At 63.6% G+C, this 19,500-nt stretch carries 14 protein-coding genes; 12 read left to right on the top strand and 2 right to left on the bottom strand.

From position 1 onward, the window contains the following. Positions 1-3: 3 nt before the first annotated feature. On the bottom strand, positions 4-6,564 hold the full coding sequence (locus AC07OP_RS26260) for a hypothetical protein (RefSeq protein WP_495102652.1): 6,561 nt from the start codon (positions 6,562-6,564) through the stop codon (positions 4-6). Positions 6,565-6,876: 312 nt separating this feature from the next. Between AC07OP_RS26260 and urtA the strand changes: the two genes are divergently transcribed. The 11 genes from urtA to ureC all read left to right on the top strand — a co-directional run bounded on the left by urtA (position 6,877) and on the right by ureC (position 16,904). After that, on the top strand, positions 6,877-8,142 hold the full coding sequence (gene urtA / locus AC07OP_RS26255) for an urea ABC transporter substrate-binding protein (RefSeq protein ID WP_027607732.1): 1,266 nt from the start codon (positions 6,877-6,879) through the stop codon (positions 8,140-8,142). A gap of 154 nt (positions 8,143-8,296) precedes the next feature. Next, positions 8,297-9,799, top strand: a complete 1,503-nt coding sequence (gene urtB / locus AC07OP_RS26250; RefSeq protein WP_027607731.1) for an urea ABC transporter permease subunit UrtB — start codon at positions 8,297-8,299, stop codon at positions 9,797-9,799. Continuing rightward, positions 9,799-10,866, top strand: a complete 1,068-nt coding sequence (urtC, locus tag AC07OP_RS26245) for an urea ABC transporter permease subunit UrtC (protein ID WP_065940909.1) — start codon at positions 9,799-9,801, stop codon at positions 10,864-10,866. The genes urtB and urtC overlap by 1 nt, the downstream gene beginning before the upstream one ends. Beyond that, a complete protein-coding gene (urtD, locus tag AC07OP_RS26240; protein ID WP_174562753.1) occupies positions 10,863-11,696 on the top strand; it encodes an urea ABC transporter ATP-binding protein UrtD in 834 nt (277 codons plus the stop codon). The genes urtC and urtD overlap by 4 nt, the downstream gene beginning before the upstream one ends. A 12-nt stretch (positions 11,697-11,708) precedes the next feature. Next, positions 11,709-12,407, top strand: coding sequence for an urea ABC transporter ATP-binding subunit UrtE (gene urtE, locus AC07OP_RS26235; RefSeq protein WP_495102651.1), 699 nt, complete (start codon positions 11,709-11,711; stop codon positions 12,405-12,407). 33 nt (positions 12,408-12,440) lie between these two features. Next, positions 12,441-13,280 (top strand): urease accessory protein UreD, encoded by an 840-nt coding sequence (locus AC07OP_RS26230; RefSeq protein WP_027607727.1) that lies wholly within the window; start codon positions 12,441-12,443, stop codon positions 13,278-13,280. A gap of 146 nt (positions 13,281-13,426) precedes the next feature. Next, positions 13,427-13,729 carry an urease subunit gamma gene (gene ureA, locus AC07OP_RS26225; RefSeq protein ID WP_003171437.1) on the top strand — a complete coding sequence of 101 codons (303 nt, stop codon included), beginning with the start codon at positions 13,427-13,429 and terminating at the stop codon, positions 13,727-13,729. 9 nt (positions 13,730-13,738) lie between these two features. After that, entirely contained in the window at positions 13,739-14,251 is a 513-nt protein-coding gene (locus tag AC07OP_RS26220; RefSeq protein ID WP_108573615.1) for a GNAT family N-acetyltransferase, read from the top strand. Between the two features lie 5 nt (positions 14,252-14,256). Beyond that, positions 14,257-14,790, top strand: coding sequence for a GNAT family N-acetyltransferase (locus AC07OP_RS26215; RefSeq protein ID WP_027607725.1), 534 nt, complete (start codon positions 14,257-14,259; stop codon positions 14,788-14,790). Then, complete coding sequence (locus tag AC07OP_RS26210) at positions 14,787-15,092, top strand: urease subunit beta (RefSeq protein ID WP_027607724.1); 306 nt, start codon at positions 14,787-14,789, stop codon at positions 15,090-15,092. Before AC07OP_RS26215 ends, AC07OP_RS26210 begins: the two co-directional genes overlap by 4 nt. A gap of 111 nt (positions 15,093-15,203) precedes the next feature. Further along, positions 15,204-16,904 carry an urease subunit alpha gene (ureC, locus tag AC07OP_RS26205; protein ID WP_027607723.1) on the top strand — a complete coding sequence of 567 codons (1,701 nt, stop codon included), beginning with the start codon at positions 15,204-15,206 and terminating at the stop codon, positions 16,902-16,904. Positions 16,905-16,950: 46 nt separating this feature from the next. On the opposite strand, the gene AC07OP_RS26200 is transcribed toward ureC, so the two are convergent. Continuing rightward, positions 16,951-17,889 (bottom strand): DnaJ C-terminal domain-containing protein, encoded by a 939-nt coding sequence (locus AC07OP_RS26200; RefSeq protein ID WP_253493084.1) that lies wholly within the window; start codon positions 17,887-17,889, stop codon positions 16,951-16,953. Between the two features lie 238 nt (positions 17,890-18,127). Between AC07OP_RS26200 and AC07OP_RS26195 the strand changes: the two genes are divergently transcribed. Beyond that, the gene (locus tag AC07OP_RS26195; RefSeq protein WP_495102650.1) at positions 18,128-19,396 is read left to right on the top strand and encodes an Hsp70 family protein; all 1,269 of its coding nucleotides are present in this window, start codon (positions 18,128-18,130) and stop codon (positions 19,394-19,396) included. Positions 19,397-19,500: the final 104 nt, after the last annotated feature.

Here is a 19,500-nt window from a genome sequence, read left to right as displayed (position 1 = left end):
CGTTTACAGCTCGTCGCGGTCGCGCAGGCTCAGCGGTTCGTCGACCTCGGGCACGGCGACTTCCAGGCCATTGGAGCGCTCCACTTGCTGCTCGGACAGTAGACCCTCGTTCATCCAGAAGTCGTCCTTGTCCAGCACGAACAGCTTGCCGGTCCTGGCCACGCCCTTCAGGAACACGGTGGGATACACGTCGGGACCGCCCACCAGGACCCGGCTTTCCTGCGCCGAATAACTGGGCAGGTACTTCAACAACGCCCCGGCCTGGCTCGACAGATACAGACCCGGCGACGGCCGCGACAGCCCGCGCAACACCCTGATGAAATAACTCAGAAAGGTCGGCGCCACGAAATGACGCGTCAGGGCGATATCTTTCGGCGCCCGGCTGTCGGTGGCCGGCATGCTGTTGTAGAGCAGATGGACACCCGCAACCGCATATGGCTGCGGAAAGTCCGGCAGGGGCGCTGGCGGCACCGCCGGTTGTACAGGGCCCAGCGGCCCGCTGTAGAACAGGCGCAGAATCAGCGACTGGTCGGCCCCGGCCGCTACCGGCAAGGTAGCCAGGAACGACGTGCCCGCCGCATTGGCGAGTATCGCCGAGAGGTACTGTTTGCCCTGATACGGCGAAAGCTGGCGCCGGAGATAGCGCGCGGCATCATCCCCATCGGAAAAAACCGGACCGCAGGCCGCACGCCAAGGCGGCACAAACACCTCATCGACACCGGGTTTCCAGAACGTATCGACACGATTGCGCGTGGTCCAGACCTCGCCTCGGACCAGCGTATCCAGGACCCCTTTGTCGAGCAGGCGATGGACGTAACTGAGCAGGGTCATCCGGCCTGCGCGCAACTGCTGCCGTGTTTCAAGCAGCGAGCCCCACGAATCCAGCTGCGCATCCGTGCCCAGGTATTGATACCTGAGCAGGGCACCATCCGCGCATGACAGGTAAAACGTGAGTTGCTTGCCCCTGATTCCGTGAATCGAGAAGCGGATGCCGATGTCCATGTCCGTGGGCGAAAAAAATGCCTGGTGCAACGGATCCGTGGCCGGCGTGACGCTGTCGCTGCTGGCACACAGGTAGAAGCCTTCCAGCCCATAGCCCTGGGGGAAAAGACCGTCGGGAAAGACTTGCGCAAAGTCACGATAACTCTGGCGCACCAGCGGCATGCTGACCATGTAGTGCCCGTTTTTCTGCGATTTGAACACGTAGCCGAACTGCAGGTGTTCGCCATGCCGACGATGCTGATGGGCATACCGCACTGCGTCCTGCTCCTGGGTGAACAGCGGGCTGAACGCCGGGTCTGCCAGTGCGTTCCGGATCGCCAATGGCGCGGGGCGGTCGCTATTGACGATGAAGGCGCCAAGGATCCGGCGTGGCGTGCCCCACGTTGGGCTGCCCTCCACCACCCGCAAGACACCCGCATTGGCCAGGCGCGTGACAAATTCGCCAGGCGCCAGCGCGGCGTTGCGAATCTGACGTTCGAGCAGGTTTTCCAGGCGATCGCGTCGTGTCTCGTCGAGGGGCAAAAGCTGTTTTCTCAGCGCTTCCTCCAGCGCGGAGTGGCTGCGTGTGTAGCTCACCACACAGCCATCGGAACCCAGCAGGTACTCGCGGTTCAGGCGGGCGTCCTGGCCTGCGAGGGCCGATGAAATCACGCGGGTGGACAGCATGTTGCGATAGAGGCCGGCCTGCGCCAGTTCGAGTACGAAGGGCAACTCCCGGGCCGGGCTGGAACGGTAACGTGCAACCACCGTATGGGCCGCCGGGAAGCCACCGGTACTGACCACCTCATCCGGGAAAATCCACTTGGGGTCGAAGTCTTCCTGGGGCACCTTGAGCGGTTCGGTGGCGACAAACAGGCCATCGGGACGCTGCAGAATCAACCCGCCCAGCAGACCATTGCCCTGCAGCAGCGAACGGGCGTGCCGGGCCGCATCGTCCTGGGAATGAAAGGCCGGGCCCAGGCGACGGCGGATGAAGTTGGCGTAGGGGCGCCAGGCGACGCCACCCTGGCCTACCGCTCCCCGACGGTCCCAGCACTGGCTGGTGTAGAGCACCCGCAGGTCCGCAGGCTGGGCGACCTGTGACACATAGCGCTGGACGTCCAGCGTCCCGTTGTGCAGGTTCATCCCGGCGATGATCACGCCCGTGCCGTCGGTGGCCTCCTTGAGCAGGGAGGATGCCGGAGGTTGGTAGCGCAACAAGGCGCCATCGTGTGTCGACACATACACCGGCAGTATCGCAGTGGCTGCCGGGCGCGGCAGATGCCGGGCATCCTGTTCGGCGCGCAGCAGCACCTCGGGGGTGATGAAGAACCGTGCCAGCCAGGCCTCGGGGGTGGGCAATCCCGCCGGCACCCATTGCTGCGAAAACAGCAGGCCGGCCAGCTCGAACCCCTTGGCGAATTCGCCACCGGCCAGATAACCGACGCCCCTGGAGGAGTCACTCAACCAACGCCCGCCGGAGGTGATCGCCAGCAGTTCACTGACCACAAACTCATCGCGCTGCGGATGCTTGAGGATGTACGCCGTGCAGCGTTGCGCATCCAGGTTCCTGCCGTACCAGCGCACATGGGCATTGAGTGCCGCGGCATCGAGACTGTCGAAGATCGCACCGAACGCTGGTGCCTGCAGATCGACTTCGGCGTAGTCGAAGTTGGGCGTCCAGTCGTTGTAGACCCGGCCGCGCGGCCCCCACAGCGCGCTGCGCACCAGCACGCTCAAGGTGCCGGCATCGGCCAGCCGGGCGACGATGTCCACCGGTTTGAGCTGGCCGCTCTCCAACCGTTCGAAATAGCCATGCTGGCCGGGCTCGCGCTGTGTATTGCTCAGTACCAGCAGCTCATTGGCAGAACCACTGGGGCGATAGCTGATCAGGTTATTCGGCGAACCGCTCAGATAGGCCGGCAACCGCGATTCGATCACCGAACGGATCTCCACATCGGAGAACAGCGTGGCGTTGACTTCCAGATCGGCCAGCGTCCAGCCAAGACGCCGTTGACGCTCCAGGTCAGCCACGGATAACGCGGTATGCGAACTGTAGCGCGCATAGAGCTGATGGCCAGCAGGCGGCACCAGATAAGCACTGCCGTTGGCAGGGCGCAGCAGGTCGGAGGCGAAGCCGTCGCCGGAAATGGCCACGGGTTCGGTGAACACGAATCGCCCATCGTCTCGCTTGAGGACATACCCGGCATAGGCGTTGCCGCGGCGAACGCCGATGCGTTCATGGGCATGCCGCGCGGCGTCGTCCGCGGTCAGGAACATCCCGCTCAAGGGCAGCGCGCCTGAACCGAGCGGCAAGTGCTCGCTGTCATACAACGGCCCGAGGGTGTTCCACAGGCCGCCTTGCTGGACCACCGACAACGCGCCCGCGCGAATCACTCGGCGCACGAAGTCCCGCGGCGACAACGTGCCGTCGAGCAAGGCCGCTTCATTGCCGTTGTCGGTCACGGTTTGGCCGTCGACGACAAACAGCTCGTTGGCAGACGAGGCACTCGGCACCTGCCAGTGCAGCAAAGCGTTATCAGCGGTGCGCAGATACAGCTTGAGACCAAGCTCAGCGAGCTGGATACCGGTGCTGGCGATCGCTTGCCTCATGGCGTCCACCAGCAACGGCGGCGTAGCAAACCGCTTGTACAGCCACGCCTCCTTGGGCGGAAGGCGCTCCGGCGCCTGGGCCGGCTGGGCGTGGTAGAGGCCCACCAGGCGATAATTCGGCACCAGCCTTGGCTCACCGCGGTCCCCCACGGGAAACAGACTGTCCAGGGTCGTCCCCAACGGCGCCGGCAGCGTAGCGATGTAATTCGAGGTGGTACGGTGTTTCAGCACCACGCCCACCGCCCCCTGCCCCAGCAAGTCGACGCTGCTCAGGGCGACCAGCACCGCGCTGTGCCCCATCGACAGCAGCGGGGTAAAAAACGGCAGGTCCTGCACCGAGGTGACAGGGCTGCCCAGGGTCCAGCCGTGCAGCACACGCCCCCGCACCCCACCCCAGACCTTGCTGCCCACCACGACCCGCAAGTCCCCGGCCTGCGCCAGGTTCCACACCGCCCCCTCGAACGCGGTGAGAGGCTGCGCCGGCTCGATCCCCGTCAACTGCCGCAACAGGGATTGTTCGGCCTGGGAACCGCTGCTCGTGTACTTGAGCAATGCGCCGTCAGGACCGGACAGATAATGCACCGGGGTGAAATCACGGTGGGACAGGGCAAACACCTGATCGGCATTCGAGAAGAAGCTGCCGGTCAGCGCAACCTGGTCCGGGTTGAAGCCCGGGTTGTAGCGCTCCACCTCGCCAGGCTCGGCCGGATAGGAACGGTAGAAGCCCTGGCATTCATAAGAGGGCGGAGCAATGAACCGGGCGCGATCATCCGTGCCCAGGAGGGTGAGGAAGTCGAACCGCACGCCGGTGCTGACTTGCGGCTCGGTGGCAAAGAAATGCCCGCCAGGCTTTTTCAGGATGACTCCACCGAACTCACGCTCGCGTCGCGTCCCGATACGCCGGTGAGCCCACAGTGCCGCATCATCCGCAGACACAAACGCCGGGCTCAAGGCCGGCAGGGAAACCACGGCGGTCGCGGCGCTCGGCAGGGACGACGCGGCGGCAAACGCTCGCCAGTGCCTGTCAACCACGCCAGGCGGCCCCCATAGCGCATTGCCCAGGACCACCCGCAGGCGACTGACCCCAGCCAACTTGCGCACGCCTTCGGCAGGCGTATAGGTACCGTCCGCCAGGTCTCGGGCAATCAGGCTGCCGCCCGGCGCCGGCGCGAACAATCGCGTGAATGCGGCCTGGTCCGCCCCTTCCGGCTCCAGCACAAGCAGGCTGTCTGCCGCGCCGGAGAGGTAGCCCGGCACGCGCAGTTGATGAATCCTGTGGGCCTCGACATCAGTAAAGCCCTGGAAGTAGACGCTGGCATCGTCGCGGGCCCACTTCGTCTTGAAGTCGGCATCGAGGTTCCCCCATGACAACGCCATGTGCGAGCCGAACCAGGCGTGCAGTTGATAACCACCGGGCAACGCCAACTGTTTGCTGTAAGCGTCCCACGGATAGAACCCCTGGAACCCATAAGGGTTGGTGCCCGCCTGCAGCAATTGCGTCAGTACAAAGTGCTGGTCGGGGTGCTTCAGAATCAGCGCCACATAGGCGCGGTCACGGCGCTCGCCCACCTGCGCATGGGCAAACTGTGCGGCCTTGTCGGCCGACGAAAACGCCTGGCCGAGGGTGGCTTGCTTGAAGGGGAAGCGTGCATAGGGCGTCCAGTTGTTCTCGACCACGCCTTCCACGTCCCACAGCGGGCTGGTCTGTTCGACGCTCAACTCACCGGCTTCGGCCACCTGTTTCACAAACTGGCGCGGGGTCAGGGTTCTCGCCGCGAGGGCCAGGGGAAGGCCGGGCTCATCGGTGGTGAACAATCGCGTTTCCGCCGGTGAGCCGCTGAACCGGTAGCGCAGCAAGGCATTGTCCTTGGTGCGCAGGTACAGCGAGATGCCCAGCACGGAGGGCGCCGTATGCATGTAGCGGCGGGCCTTGGCGATGTAGGCCGCCAGCTCTCGCGGGCTGAAGAACTGCTGGTACAGCCACGGTTCCACCGTCGGAAACTGCGCCGGCACCGGCCGCGACAGATAGAAGAAACCCTGCAGGTGAAAGCGCTCCGGCAAGGGTGGTCCGCCCGCCAGCAAAGGCAGGTGGTTGTCGGTGGGCAACTGCTCGGCACTGCTGAGTACGAAGGGCTGGGTGGCGGCGAACTCATCGCGCAGCTCATGCTTGAGCAGCAGGGCCATCTGGCTGACATTGGGCATACGCCGCATGCGCGCCTGCACGGCGTTGAGCGCCTGGGTGACCTCGGGATACACCGCCCCGCAGGCGATGGTGGGCTGGCCGCTGTTCAGTGGCAGATAGGGCCGCCAGTGCTGATCGATGACACCGGGCACCCCGCCCCAGTCATCGCTGGCGACCAGCAACGACAGGCGGCCTACCGACGCCACTTTTTTGATAAAGCCTTCGAGCGTGCCATCGTGACCATCGGCGGGCACGGCTGTACTGACGTCGTCGATCCAGTCGACAAACTTGCGCTCGGCCTCGGAAAAACCCGGCTGGTACTTGAGCAATACGCCCTGGGGGCCCGACAAGTAGGCGGTGCCGAACGCACGCCCTTCGTAGTGGTTGAAGACCACATCGCGGGTGGAAAAAAAGCTGTTGAAGATACGCACCTGGCGGTCCCGATAACCGGGGTTGAGGGCCTTGATCTGGGCAAACTGGTCAGGGTGAGAATGCACCCCGCCCACCAGTTTGTAGCCCGCAGGATCGAGGAACTCGTTCTGCGCCCCGCGCTCCAGCAACAGCGAAAAGTCGAACGTCGCCGCCTTGCCGGGAATCGGCTCGGTGGCAAACACTTTGCTATCGGCCAGGCGCTGGAGAATGACACTGCCGTACTCGCGGTCGCGCTTGTCGCCAATGCGCTCGTGCACATAGCGTGCAGCATCGTCGGCACTGATAAACCCAGGGCTGAGGGTGTATCGAAGGCCCCTCGCTGCCGCGCGCTCCTCTCTGGATAAATGCTCTTGCATGACACTCCCTTGATCATGTTCGTCGTCGGTGCCCATGGGCACCGGGCTCGCACAACGCTTGCCATGCAGAAGCGTCCTCGCTTGAACCGCCAGCAGGGCGCTGCATAGTTATCGAGGCCCCCAGGCACTCTTTAGGCGCATCCCCTGCACCGCCAACGCCTGCACGCTCCGCATTGGTGCGTCAACGCCAGGCACCGGGCTCCAGCCCCCGCAAAACCGGGCGTTTGGCCATCGGGCACAGCCCTTGCTAGTACCCCTTCAGCGTTCACATCGGCCTATCAAAAAAAACTAAACGTTTACGGAGACCGCACCATGAAGCGTCGCAGCTTGATCAAGGCTTTCACCCTGTCCGCCTCCATTGTCGCCATGGGCCTGACCTGGACCGTGCAGGCCGCCGAGACCATCAAGGTCGGCATCCTGCACTCGTTGTCCGGGACCATGGCCATCTCCGAAACGTCCCTCAAAGACATGGCGCTGATGACCATCGACGAGATCAACGCCAAGGGCGGGGTGAACGGCAAGATGCTTGAGCCGGTGGTGGTGGACCCGGCGTCGAACTGGCCGCTGTTCGCGGAAAAGGGCCGGCAGCTGCTGACCCAGGACAAGGTCGCCGTGGTGTTCGGCTGCTGGACCTCGGTGTCGCGCAAATCGGTATTGCCGGTGTTCGAAGAGCTCAACGGCCTGCTGTTCTACCCGGTGCAATACGAGGGTGAAGAGATGTCGCCGAACGTGTTCTACACCGGTGCGGCGCCGAACCAGCAGGCGATCCCGGCGGTGGAATACCTGATGAGCGAAGAAGGCGGCAGCGCCAAGCGTTTCTTCCTGCTCGGCACCGACTACGTGTACCCGCGCACCACCAACAAGATCCTGCGTTCGTTCCTGCATTCCAAAGGCGTAGCGGATAAAGATATCGAAGAGGTCTACACCCCATTCGGCCACGCCGATTACCAGACCATCGTTGCCAACATCAAGAAGTTCTCCGCCGGCGGCAAGACAGCGGTGATTTCCACCGTGAACGGCGACTCCAACGTGCCGTTCTACAAGGAGCTGGCCAACCAGGGTTTGAAAGCGACCGACGTACCGGTGGTGGCCTTCTCCGTGGGTGAGGAAGAACTGCGCGGCATCGACACCAAGCCGCTGGTGGGCAACCTCGCGGCCTGGAACTACTTCCAGTCAGTGGAGAACCCGGTGAACAAGAAGTTTGTCGCCGACTGGAAAGCCTACGCGAAGAAACACAACCTGCCGGGCGCGGACAAAGCGGTGACCAACGACCCGATGGAAGCCACCTACGTGGGCATCCACATGTGGGCGCAGGCGGCGGAGAAAGCCAAGTCCACCGACGTCGACAAAGTGCGCGAAGCCCTGGCCGGCCAGACCTTTGCCGCGCCATCGGGCTTTACCCTGACCATGGACAAGACCAACCACCACCTGCACAAGCCGGTGATGATCGGCGAGATCCAGTCCGACGGGCAGTTCTCGGTGGTGTGGCAGACCCAGGAGCCGATCCGGGCACAGCCGTGGAGCCCGTACATTCCTGGCAATGACAAGAAGCCGGACTACGCGGTGAAGAGCAACTAAGTCTCACGAAAGATCAAAAATGTGGGAGGGGCGGTGCGACGATTCGACTTGCCCCCGATAGCTGAGTGTCAGGCACTGCATGTGCTGACTGATGCACCGCAATCGGGGGCAAGCCCCCTCCCACAATTGACCGCGTACGATCAGGACAATTTGTATGCCCACTGCCCTGCACCGTTTCATCCTCACGGCCCTGCTATTGCTGCCTTTGGCGGTACATGCCGGCGACGCCGAAGACTTCCTGGCCGCCAACCCGACGCAACAAGCCAAGCTCCTCCAGGACTGGGCCGCCCAGCCCGACCCGGCGCGCATCGAGTTGGTGGACGCCCTGCAACAGGGCCAGCTCACGCTCAACGGCGAGACCAGGACCGTACGCCTGAACAACCGCCTGCGCGGCTTGATCGACAACGTGCAGGCCAGCCAGCAACTGCTCGCCGCCGACCCCAAGGTGCGCCTGGCCGCGGCACGCACCCTGCAAAAAAGCGCGCAACCGGCGCAACTCAAATTCCTCGACCAGCAGGTCGCCGCCGAGACCAACGAGGACGTGCACTCCGCCCTCAGCCTGGCCCTGGCCAACCTGCAACTGGTCGACACCGACCCGGCCGTGCGCCTCGCCGCCGTGCGTCTGCTCGGCAGTACCGGCGACCCGCTGGCCCGCACGCGCCTCGAAGCGCTGCTGGAGCCCGGGGTGGAAACCGACGCCGCCGTGCACACCGCCGCCGAGACCAGCCTGGCCCAGGTCAAACGCAAACTGATGCTGGGTGAGATCCTCGGCCAGGCCTTCAGCGGCATGTCCCTGGGCTCGATCCTGCTGCTGGCGGCCCTGGGCCTGGCGATCACCTTCGGCCTGCTCGGCGTGATCAACATGGCCCACGGCGAGATGCTGATGCTCGGCGCCTACTCCACCTACGTGGTGCAGCTGCTGATGCAGCGCTACGTGCCCCAGGCCATCGAGTTCTACCCGTTGATCGCACTGCCGGTGGCGTTCTTCGTCACCGCCGCCATCGGCATGGCCCTGGAGCGTACGGTGATTCGTCACCTGTATGGACGCCCGCTGGAAACCCTGCTCGCCACCTGGGGCATCAGCCTGATGCTGATCCAACTGGTGCGCCTGGTGTTCGGTGCGCAGAACGTCGAGGTCTCCAACCCTGCGTGGCTGTCCGGCGGGATCCAGGTGCTGCCCAACCTGGTGCTGCCCTACAACCGCATCGTGATCATCGCCTTCGCGCTGTTTGTGGTCGTGCTCACCTGGCTGCTGCTGAACAAGACGCGCCTGGGCCTCAACGTGCGCGCCGTCACCCAGAACCGCAACATGGCCGCCTGCTGCGGCGTGCCCACCGGGCGGGTGGACATGCTCGCGTTTGGCCTGGGCTCCGGTATCGCGGGCTTGGGCGGCGTGGCGCTGAGCCAGATCGGCAACGTCGGCCCTGACCTGGGCCAGAGCTATATCATCGACTCGTTCCTGGTGGTGGTACTCGGCGGCGTCGGCCAGTTGGCCGGCAGCGTGATGGCAGGGTTCGGCCTGGGTATCGCCAACAAGATCCTGGAACCGCAGATCGGTGCCGTGCTCGGCAAGATCCTGATCCTCGCGCTGATCATTCTGTTTATCCAGAAACGCCCGCAGGGACTCTTCGCACTGAAAGGACGGGTGATCGACTGATGAACCAGCCATTGATGCTTACGGCCACGCAAAAGGCCGGCCCCCAGGTGACGATTGCAGTCGGCGCGGTGGTGCTGTTGCTGCTGCTGGCCCTGCCGTTGTGCTCGCTGCTGTCGCCGGAAAACCCGCTGCATGTATCGGCCTACACCCTGACCTTGGTGGGCAAGATCCTTTGCTACGCCATTGTCGCCCTGGCCCTGGACCTGGTGTGGGGCTACGCGGGGATGTTGTCCCTGGGCCACGGCCTGTTCTTTGCCCTCGGCGGTTATGCCATGGGCATGTACCTGATGCGCCAGGCCGCAGGCAGTGAGCTGCCGGCGTTCATGACGTTTTTGTCGTGGACCGAATTGCCCTGGTATTGGGTCGGCACCGAGCACTTCCTGTGGGCCCTGTGCCTGGTGGTGCTGGCGCCGGGCGTGCTGGCGCTGGTGTTCGGTTTTTTCGCCTTCCGCTCGCGGATCAAGGGCGTGTATTTCTCGATCATGACCCAGGCGCTGACCTTTGCCGGGATGCTGTTGTTCTTTCGCAACGAGACCGGGTTCGGCGGCAATAACGGCTTCACCAACTTCCGCAGCATCCTCGGTTTCGGCATCACCGAACCAGGCACGCGGGCCGTGCTGTTCGTGGCCACGGTGGTGCTGCTGGTGGCGAGCCTGTACATCGGCTGGCGCCTGGCCCGGAGCAAGTTCGGCCGGGTGCTGACCGCCCTGCGCGATGCCGAGAACCGCCTGATGTTCTGCGGCTACGACCCGCGTGGCTTCAAGCTGTTCGTGTGGGTGCTGAGCGCAGTGCTGTGCGGCCTGGCAGGCGCGTTGTACGTGCCGCAGGTGGGCATCATCAACCCGAGTGAAATGTCGCCGACCAACTCCATCGAAGCCGCCGTGTGGGTGGCCCTGGGCGGGCGTGGCACGCTGATCGGGCCGTTGCTCGGCGCCGGCGTGGTCAACGGCATGAAGAGCTGGTTCACCGTGGCCTTCCCGGAGTACTGGCTGTTCTTCCTCGGGGCGCTGTTCATCATCGTCACCCTGTACCTGCCCAAGGGCGTTATCGGGCTGTTGAAGAAATGAGGAACGTCATGCTCGAACCTATTTTCGATGCGGGCAGCGGCCGCGATGCCATCGGCATCGGCCAGGCCGCAGGCACCGGCCTGAACACCCGCCACGGCACCATCCTGACCCTGGAAGATATCAGCGTCAGCTTCGATGGGTTCAAGGCGCTCAACGACTTGAACCTGTACATCGGCGTCGGTGAATTGCGCTGCATCATCGGCCCCAACGGCGCGGGCAAGACCACCCTGATGGACGTGATCACCGGCAAGACCCGGCCCAGCCACGGCAAGGCCTGGTTTGGCGAAACCCTCGACTTGACCAGCATGAGCGAAGTGCAGATCGCCCAGGCCGGCATCGGCCGCAAGTTCCAGAAGCCCACGGTGTTCGAAGCCCTGAGCGTGTTCGAAAACCTGGAGCTGGCGCAGAAGACCGACAAGTCGGTGTGGGCCAGCCTGCGTGCGCGCCTGAGCGGCGAGCAAAAGGATGGAATCGACGAAGTGCTCGACACCATCCGCCTCACCGCCTCCGTGCATCGGCCCGCCGGCTTGCTCTCCCACGGCCAGAAGCAGTTCCTGGAGATCGGCATGCTGCTGATGCAAGACCCGCAACTGTTGCTGCTGGACGAACCGGTAGCGGGCATGACCGACGCCGAGACCGAATTCACCGCCGAACTGTTCAAGCGCCTGGCGGGCAAGCATTCGTTGATGGTGGTGGAACACGACATGGGCTTCGTCGGCTCGATTGCCGACCACGTCACCGTGTTGCACCAGGGCAGCGTGCTGGCCGAGGGATCGCTGGAACAGGTGCAGGAAAATGAGCGGGTGATCGAGGTGTACCTCGGTCGCTAAGGAGAACTGAACATGCTGCAAGTCGACAAGCTGCACCAGTACTACGGCGGTAGCCACATCCTGCGCGGGCTGTCCTTCGACGTGAAGATCGGCGAAGTCACCTGCCTGCTCGGCCGTAACGGCGTGGGCAAGACCACCCTGCTCAAATGCCTGATGGGGTTGCTGCCGGCCAAGGAAGGCGTGGTGAACTGGGAGGGCAAGGCCATCACCGGCTTCAAGCCGCACCAGCGCGTGCACGCCGGCATCGCCTACGTGCCCCAGGGCCGGGAGATTTTCGGGCGGCTGACGGTGGAAGAAAACCTGTTGATGGGGCTGTCGCGTTTTCCCGGTGCCGAAGCCAAGGAAGTGCCGGCGTTTATCTATGAACTGTTCCCGGTTTTGCTGCAAATGAAGCACCGGCGCGGCGGCGATTTGTCCGGCGGCCAGCAGCAACAGTTGGCCATCGGCCGCGCCCTGGCCAGCCGCCCGCGCCTGTTGATCCTCGATGAGCCCACCGAAGGCATCCAGCCCTCGGTGATCAAGGAGATCGGCGCCGTGATCAAGAAGCTCGCGGCGCGCGGCGATATGGCGATCCTGCTGGTGGAGCAGTTCTACGACTTTGCCGCCGAACTGGCCGACCAGTACCTGGTGATGTCGCGCGGTGAAATCGTGCAGCAGGGCCGTGGTGAAAATATGGAGACTGAGGGTGTGCGCGGTTTGGTTACCATCTAACCTGTAGCGTCCTGACGATAAGCACAAGAAACCATGAACCTGCCCGTTTCCCCTGCCCTGTTCACCCCCAGCTGGCACGCCGAGCTGGACCTCGGCTACGCGCGTTTCGGCGACACCACGCGCCCGGTGATGCGCCGTCACCTTGGCCCGCTGCGGGTGCAAAAGCACCTGTACGCCGAAGGCCCCGAGGTGTGCCAGCACATCATCGTGCACCCGCCTGGCGGGATTGCCGGCGGCGACCGCCTGGACATCCGCGCCCATGTCGCCGAGGGTGCCTGGGCGCAATTGACCAGCCCCGGCGCGGCGAAGTGGTATCGCGCCAGCGGCCCGGCGTATCAGCAACTTGATCTCACGGTGGAGGCCGGCGCGACCCTGGAATGGCTGCCCCAGGAAACCATCGTGTTCAGCGCCGCCCAGGCCGAACTCAGCACCCGCATCGACCTGCACGGCGATGCCCGGCTGTTCTACTGGGACGTGATCGCCCTGGGGCGTCCGGCCAGTGGCGAGCGCTTCGACCTGGGCCACTTTCAATCGCACCTGGATATCCGCCGCGACGGCCAGTTGCTCTGGCACGAGCGCCAGCGCATTGTTGGCGCCGATGGCCTGCTCGACTCGCCCATCGGCCTGGATGGCCAACCGGTGTTCGCCACGCTGCTGGTGACCGGCGATATCGAGCCCGAATTACTCGAACACTGCCGCGCCCTGCCCCACGCCGTGCGCGGCGACCTGACCCAACTGCCCGGTTTGCTGGTCGCCCGCTGCCTGGCCAGTGAAGCGCTGCTGGCGCGGGGGTGGTTAATTGATTTATGGAAACTGTTACGCCCGGCGGTGCTAGGACGGGAAGCAGTCTCACCACGAATATGGAGCACATGAAGATCAAAATGTGGGAGGGGGCTTGCTCCCGATGGCGGTGGGTCAGTGAAAGATGTATTGCCTGACACCCCCCATCGGGGGCAAGCCCCCTCCCACACTTGATCTCTGTTGTATTTAAGAATGCATTCTTTGAAGGACCTTGAACCATGGACCTGACCCCACGGGAAAAAGACAAACTGCTGATCTTCACCGCCGGCTTAGTCGCCGAACGGCGCCTGGCGCGCGGTGTGAAGCTCAACTACCCGGAAACCATCGCCTATATCTCCGCCGCCTTGATGGAAGGCGCCCGCGATGGCCGCACCGTGGCCGACCTGATGCACTACGGCACCACCCTGCTCAGCCGTGAACAGGTGATGGAAGGCATCCCGGAAATGATCCCGGATATCCAGGTGGAAGCCACCTTCCCCGATGGCACCAAGCTGGTGACCGTCCACCAACCCATCGCGTGAGGCACGGCCATGATTCGTGATGCAACCGAGCAAGACCTGCCGGCGATCCGCGACATCTACAACGACGCGGTACTCAACACCACGGCAATCTGGAACGAACAACCGGTGGACCTCGGCAACCGCCAGGCCTGGTTCAGTGCACGCCAGGCCCAGGGCTATCCGATCCTGGTCGCAGTGGAGAACGATGAAGTCACCGGCTACGCCTCATTCGGCGACTGGCGCCCGTTCGAAGGCTTTCGCTACAGCGTCGAACACTCGGTGTACGTACGCAACGACCAGCGCGGCAAGGGCCTCGGCCCACGCCTGATGCAAACCCTGATCGAGCGCGCCCGCAGTGGCGGCAAACACGTAATGGTGGCGGCCATCGAAAGCGGCAACCTGGCCTCGATCCGCCTGCATGAACGCCTGGGTTTCGTCACCACCGGGCAAATGCCCCAAGTGGGCATCAAGTTCGGCCGCTGGCTGGACCTGACCTTTATGCAACTGACATTGAATCCGGGCGCGCAACCGCCCAAGGAGTGAGTTCGATGAACGCCGCGCAACTGCGTCGAGTCAATGCTGAAAGTTTTGCCCACTACCGTCGGGGCCTGATCGAGCTGTTGCTGGATGCGGTCAAGCACGGTGCGTCGGTGGGTTTCATGGCCGACTTCGATGAGGCCCAGGCCCGTGCCTATCTGGACGGGGTACAGGCGAGCATTGAAGACGCCAGCCTGTTGCTGTGGGTGGTGGTGCGCGATGAGCAGGTGATCGCCAGCGTACAGTTGGCGCTGTGCCAGAAAGCCAACGGCCTGAACCGCGCCGAAGTGCAAAAGCTGCTGGTGCACAGCAACGCGCGGCGCCACGGCCTGGGCCAACAATTGATGAACACCCTGGAACTCGCCGCGCGTCAGCACAAGCGCGGCCTGCTGTACCTGGACACCGAAGCCGGCTCGCCTGCCGAAGCCTTCTACCAGTCGCTGCGCTACACCAAGATCGGTGAACTGCCCGACTACTGCCAAAGCCCGGACGGGCGCTACAGCCCGACCGCCATCTACTTCAAGACCCTGGGGCAACCTGCATGATTCCTGGCGAATATCAGATCCAGCCTGGCGAGATCGAACTCAACGTCGGCCGACGCACCGTCACCCTCAGCGTGGCCAACAGCGGCGACCGGCCGATCCAGGTGGGTTCGCACTACCATTTTTTCGAGACCAATGACGCGCTGACATTTGACCGCCCGTTGAGCCGCGGCATGCGCCTGAATATACCGGCGGGCACGGCGGTGCGGTTCGAGCCGGGGCAGAGCCGTGAGGTCGAGCTGGTGGATTTGAGCGGCGGTCGGCGGGTGTTCGGGTTTGCCGGGCGGATCATGGGCGACCTTTAGGGCCTCATCGGGGGCAAGCCCCCTCCCACAGGGGAACGCATTCCAAAGGTGGGAGGGGGCTTGCCCCCGATAGCGATTTCACATTCAACACAAATATTTCAGGGCACACACATGAAAATCAGCCGCCAAGCCTACGCCGACATGTACGGCCCCACCGTCGGTGACAAGGTCCGCCTGGCCGACACCGAGCTGTTCGTCGAAGTCGAGCAGGACTTCACCGTCTACGGCGAAGAAGTGAAATTCGGCGGCGGCAAAGTGATCCGCGACGGCCAGGGCCAGAGCCAATTGCTCGCCCATGAAGTCGTCGACACCCTGATCACCAACGCGCTGATCATCGATCACTGGGGCATCGTCAAGGCCGACGTCGGCTTGAAGAACGGCCGCATCCACGCGATCGGCAAGGCCGGTAACCCGGATATCCAGCCCGGCGTGACCATGGCCATCGGCGCCAGCACCGAAGTGATCGCCGGCGAAGGCATGATCCTCACCGCCGGCGGCATCGACTCCCACGTGCATTTCATCTGCCCGCAGCAGATCGAAGAGGCGCTGACCAGCGGTGTCACCACCATGATCGGCGGCGGCACCGGGCCGGCCACCGGCACCAACGCCACCACCTGCACCTCCGGGCCCTGGCACCTGGCGCGCATGCTGCAGGCCAGCGACTCGTTCCCGATGAACATAGGGTTGACCGGCAAGGGCAACGCCAGCTTGCCCGAGCCGTTGATCGAGCAGGTCAAGGCCGGCGCCATCGGCTTGAAGCTGCACGAAGACTGGGGCACCACCCCCGCCAGCATCGACAACTGCCTGAGCGTCGCCGACCAGTACGACGTACAGGTGGCGATCCACAGCGACACCCTCAACGAATCCGGCTTTGTCGAAACCACCCTGGCCGCGCTCAAGGGCCGCACCATCCACACCTACCACACCGAAGGTGCCGGCGGCGGCCACGCGCCGGACATCATCAAGGCCTGCGGCTTTCCCAATGTGCTGCCCAGCTCCACCAACCCGACGCGGCCGTTCACGCGCAACACCATCGACGAGCACCTGGACATGTTGATGGTCTGCCATCACCTGGACCCGAGCATTGCCGAAGACGTGGCCTTCGCCGAAAGCCGCATCCGCCGCGAGACCATCGCCGCCGAAGACATCCTGCACGACCTCGGCGCGTTCTCGATGATCAGCTCCGACAGCCAGGCCATGGGCCGCGTCGGTGAAGTGATCACGCGCACCTGGCAGACCGCCGACAAGATGAAGAAACAGCGCGGCGCCCTGCCCGGTGACGGCCCGGGCAACGACAACTTCCGCGCCAAGCGCTACATCGCCAAGTACACCATCAACCCGGCGATCACCCACGGCATCAGCCATATCGTCGGTTCCATCGAAGTGGGCAAGTGGGCTGACCTGGTGCTGTGGCGCCCGGCGTTCTTCGGCATCAAGCCAACCCTGATCCTCAAGGGCGGCGCGATTGCGTCCAGCCTGATGGGCGATGCCAATGCATCGATCCCCACCCCGCAGCCGGTGCACTATCGCCCGATGTTCGCCAGTTTCGGCAGCTCATTGCATGCCACCAGCCTGACCTTTATCAGCCAGGCAGCCCTGGACGCAGGCTTGCCGCAAGCCCTGGGCCTGAAGAAACAGATTGGGGTGGTGAAAGGGTGTCGCGATGTGCAGAAAACCGACCTGATCCACAACGATTACCTGCCGGACATCGAGGTGGACCCACAGACCTATCAGGTCAAGGCCGACGGGGTGCTGCTGTGGTGTGAGCCGGCGGATGTGTTGCCGATGGCGCAGCGGTATTTCCTGTTCTGACTTGAAACCTGTGGTGAGGGAGCTTGTGCCCTCACCACAAATCCCCTTAGAACTGCTCGCGCGGATTGAACGCGGCTTTCTGCGCCAGCTCCTGCCACAACGCTTTCACCTCGTCAGTGCCTGCCGGCGGCATCACCGCCTTGAGCTGCACGTACAGGAAGCCACGCTGCCCGGCCTTGTTCAGCAAACCATGGCCCTTGGCGCGCATGCGCTGGCCGTTCTGGCTGCCGGCCGGCACCTTGAGGTTGATCTTGCCGGTCAGGGTCGGCACGGCCACTTCCGCGCCCAGCGCCAATTCCCATGGTGCCAGCGGCAGGTTGATGATCAGGTTTTCGCCGTCCACTTCGAACTTGGGGTGCGGCGCAAACTTGACGATCAGGTACAGGTCACCGTTGGCCCCGCCGCCAACACCCGGTGCGCCCTGGCCTTTGAGGCGAATACGCTCACCGTCGGCGACACCGGCGGGGATCTTCACGTTCAGGCTCTTGGTGGTGTTGCTGACATGCCGGCCCGAGGCGTCGTATTGCGGCACCTGGAAGCTGATCTGCTTGGACTCGGTGGACAGTGTCTCTTCGAGGAACACCGACAGCTGCATCTCCACGTCCTGGCCCTTGCGCCCGGTTGGACGGCGCTGGCCGCCACCGAAGGCATCGCCACGCCCGCCAAAGATCGAGCTGAAGAAGTCGGAAAAGTCCTCGGTGCCCTGGCCACCGCCAAACCCGCCACGGCTCTGCCAGCCTGGCGGGCCCTGGAACGGTTGGCCATGTTGGCCGTATTTGCGCAGTTCGTCGTATTCGGCGCGCTTGTCGGCGCTTTTAAGCGCTTCATAGGCTTCGGACGCGTCCTTGAACTTGGCTTCGGCGTCTTTTTCCTTGCTCACATCCGGGTGATATTTGCGCGCGAGCTTGCGATAGGCAGCCTTGATTTCCTTGTCATCGGCGCTCGGCTCGACACCCAGAATCTTGTAGTAGTCTTTGAAATCCATCGGCGGTTCACCATCCTTAATCGAGATCGCACAGCCCGGGGCACAACGTGCGCTGGTTTGCACCTGTTGAGTCTTGTGGCCTGGGGGTGCGTCAAAGTGTTATCGGCGCTTGCCGTATGCAACAGATGTGGGGGCGAATGCCGAACTTTCAAGCACGATTTAACGGATGGTCGGCCTACGCATCCGCCCTCGACTGGCATACACTGCGCGGCCGTTTTTCAACCGGAACCCGATAGACATGAAAAACCCATCCCCAGCCCGTGCCTGCGGTATCGACTTCGGCACGTCCAACTCCACCGTCGGCTGGATCCGCCCCGGCATGGAAACGCTTATCGCGCTGGAGGACGACAAGATCACCCTGCCGTCGGTGGTGTTCTTCAACTTCGAGGAGCGCCGCCCGGTCTACGGTCGCCTGGCCCTGCACGAATACCTGGAGAACTACGAAGGCCGGCTGATGCGCTCGCTCAAGAGCCTGCTGGGTTCCAAGTTGATCAAGCACGACACCAGCGTATTGGGCACGGCGATGCCGTTCACCGACCTGCTGGCGCTGTTTATCGGCCAACTCAAGAGCCGCGCCGAAACCACCGCCGGCCGCGAGTTCGAAGAAGTGGTGCTGGGCCGCCCGGTGTTTTTCGTCGATGACGACCCGATGGCCGACCAGGAAGCCGAAAACACCCTGGTCGACGTAGCGCGCAAGATCGGTTTCAAGGACATCTCGTTCCAGTACGAACCGATTGCCGCTGCGTTCGACTACGAGTCCACCATCGAGAAGGAAGAGCTGGTACTGATCGTCGACATCGGCGGGGGTACGTCCGACTTCTCGCTGGTGCGCCTGTCCCCGGAGCGCCGTCACAACGACAACCGCCAGGACGACATCCTCGCCACCGGCGGCGTGCACATCGGCGGGACCGACTTCGACAAGCAACTGTCCCTGGCCGGCATGATGCCGCTGTTCGGCTATGGCAGCCGCATGAAAAGCGGCGCCTACATGCCCACCAGCCACCACATGAACCTGGCGACCTGGCACACCATCAACTCGGTGTACTCGCAAAAATCCCAGTTGGCCCTGGGCAGCATGCGCTATGACATCGAAGACACCGGCGGCATCGACCGCCTGTTCAAGCTGATCGAACAGCGCGCCGGGCACTGGCTGGCCATGGAAGTGGAAGAGACCAAGATCCAGCTCACCCACGAAGACAACCGCCACGTGCTGCTGGACCGGGTTGAGCCGGGGTTGAGCGTGGACCTGAGCCGCGCACTGTTCGAGTCGGCCATCGATGGCTTGCTGGAACGCGTGCGCAACAGCGTGACGCAGTTGCTCACCGAGGCTTCCGTGGAGGTGGCCCAGGTGGACACGGTGTTCTTCACCGGCGGTTCCAGCGGCATCCCGGCGCTGCGCCACAGCATCTCGGCCATGCTGCCGAATGCCCGGCATGTGGAGGGGAATATCTTCGGCAGTATCGGCAGTGGTTTGGCGATCGAGGCGAGCAAGCGCTACGGCTGCTGAGTTTTACCTGAAATACCGTGGCGACTTCATCGGGGTGTAGAACCGTAGACATCGTTTACATCTGAAACCGGGGACATCGTTTACACATTTGAGGCCTGGACGCG

The organism is Pseudomonas sp. GW821-FHT09D08, from assembly GCF_059416305.1.
Note: the sequence above shows the minus strand (reverse complement) of the source record. Positions and strands in the feature narration are given on the sequence as shown.

Bases quoted from the DNA above. Each gene is read 5' to 3' on its own strand.
- AC07OP_RS26260 (WP_495102652.1), bottom strand. From the start codon at position 6,564: ATGCAAGAGCATTTATCCAGAGAGGAGCGCGCGGCAGCGAGGGGCCTT.
- urtA (WP_027607732.1), top strand. From the start codon at position 6,877: ATGAAGCGTCGCAGCTTGATCAAGGCTTTCACCCTGTCCGCCTCCATT.
- urtB (WP_027607731.1), top strand. From the start codon at position 8,297: ATGCCCACTGCCCTGCACCGTTTCATCCTCACGGCCCTGCTATTGCTG.
- urtC (WP_065940909.1), top strand. From the start codon at position 9,799: ATGAACCAGCCATTGATGCTTACGGCCACGCAAAAGGCCGGCCCCCAG.
- urtD (WP_174562753.1), top strand. From the start codon at position 10,863: ATGAGGAACGTCATGCTCGAACCTATTTTCGATGCGGGCAGCGGCCGC.
- urtE (WP_495102651.1), top strand. From the start codon at position 11,709: ATGCTGCAAGTCGACAAGCTGCACCAGTACTACGGCGGTAGCCACATC.
- AC07OP_RS26230 (WP_027607727.1), top strand. From the start codon at position 12,441: ATGAACCTGCCCGTTTCCCCTGCCCTGTTCACCCCCAGCTGGCACGCC.
- ureA (WP_003171437.1), top strand. From the start codon at position 13,427: ATGGACCTGACCCCACGGGAAAAAGACAAACTGCTGATCTTCACCGCC.
- AC07OP_RS26220 (WP_108573615.1), top strand. From the start codon at position 13,739: ATGATTCGTGATGCAACCGAGCAAGACCTGCCGGCGATCCGCGACATC.
- AC07OP_RS26215 (WP_027607725.1), top strand. From the start codon at position 14,257: ATGAACGCCGCGCAACTGCGTCGAGTCAATGCTGAAAGTTTTGCCCAC.
- AC07OP_RS26210 (WP_027607724.1), top strand. From the start codon at position 14,787: ATGATTCCTGGCGAATATCAGATCCAGCCTGGCGAGATCGAACTCAAC.
- ureC (WP_027607723.1), top strand. From the start codon at position 15,204: ATGAAAATCAGCCGCCAAGCCTACGCCGACATGTACGGCCCCACCGTC.
- AC07OP_RS26200 (WP_253493084.1), bottom strand. From the start codon at position 17,889: ATGGATTTCAAAGACTACTACAAGATTCTGGGTGTCGAGCCGAGCGCC.
- AC07OP_RS26195 (WP_495102650.1), top strand. From the start codon at position 18,128: ATGAAAAACCCATCCCCAGCCCGTGCCTGCGGTATCGACTTCGGCACG.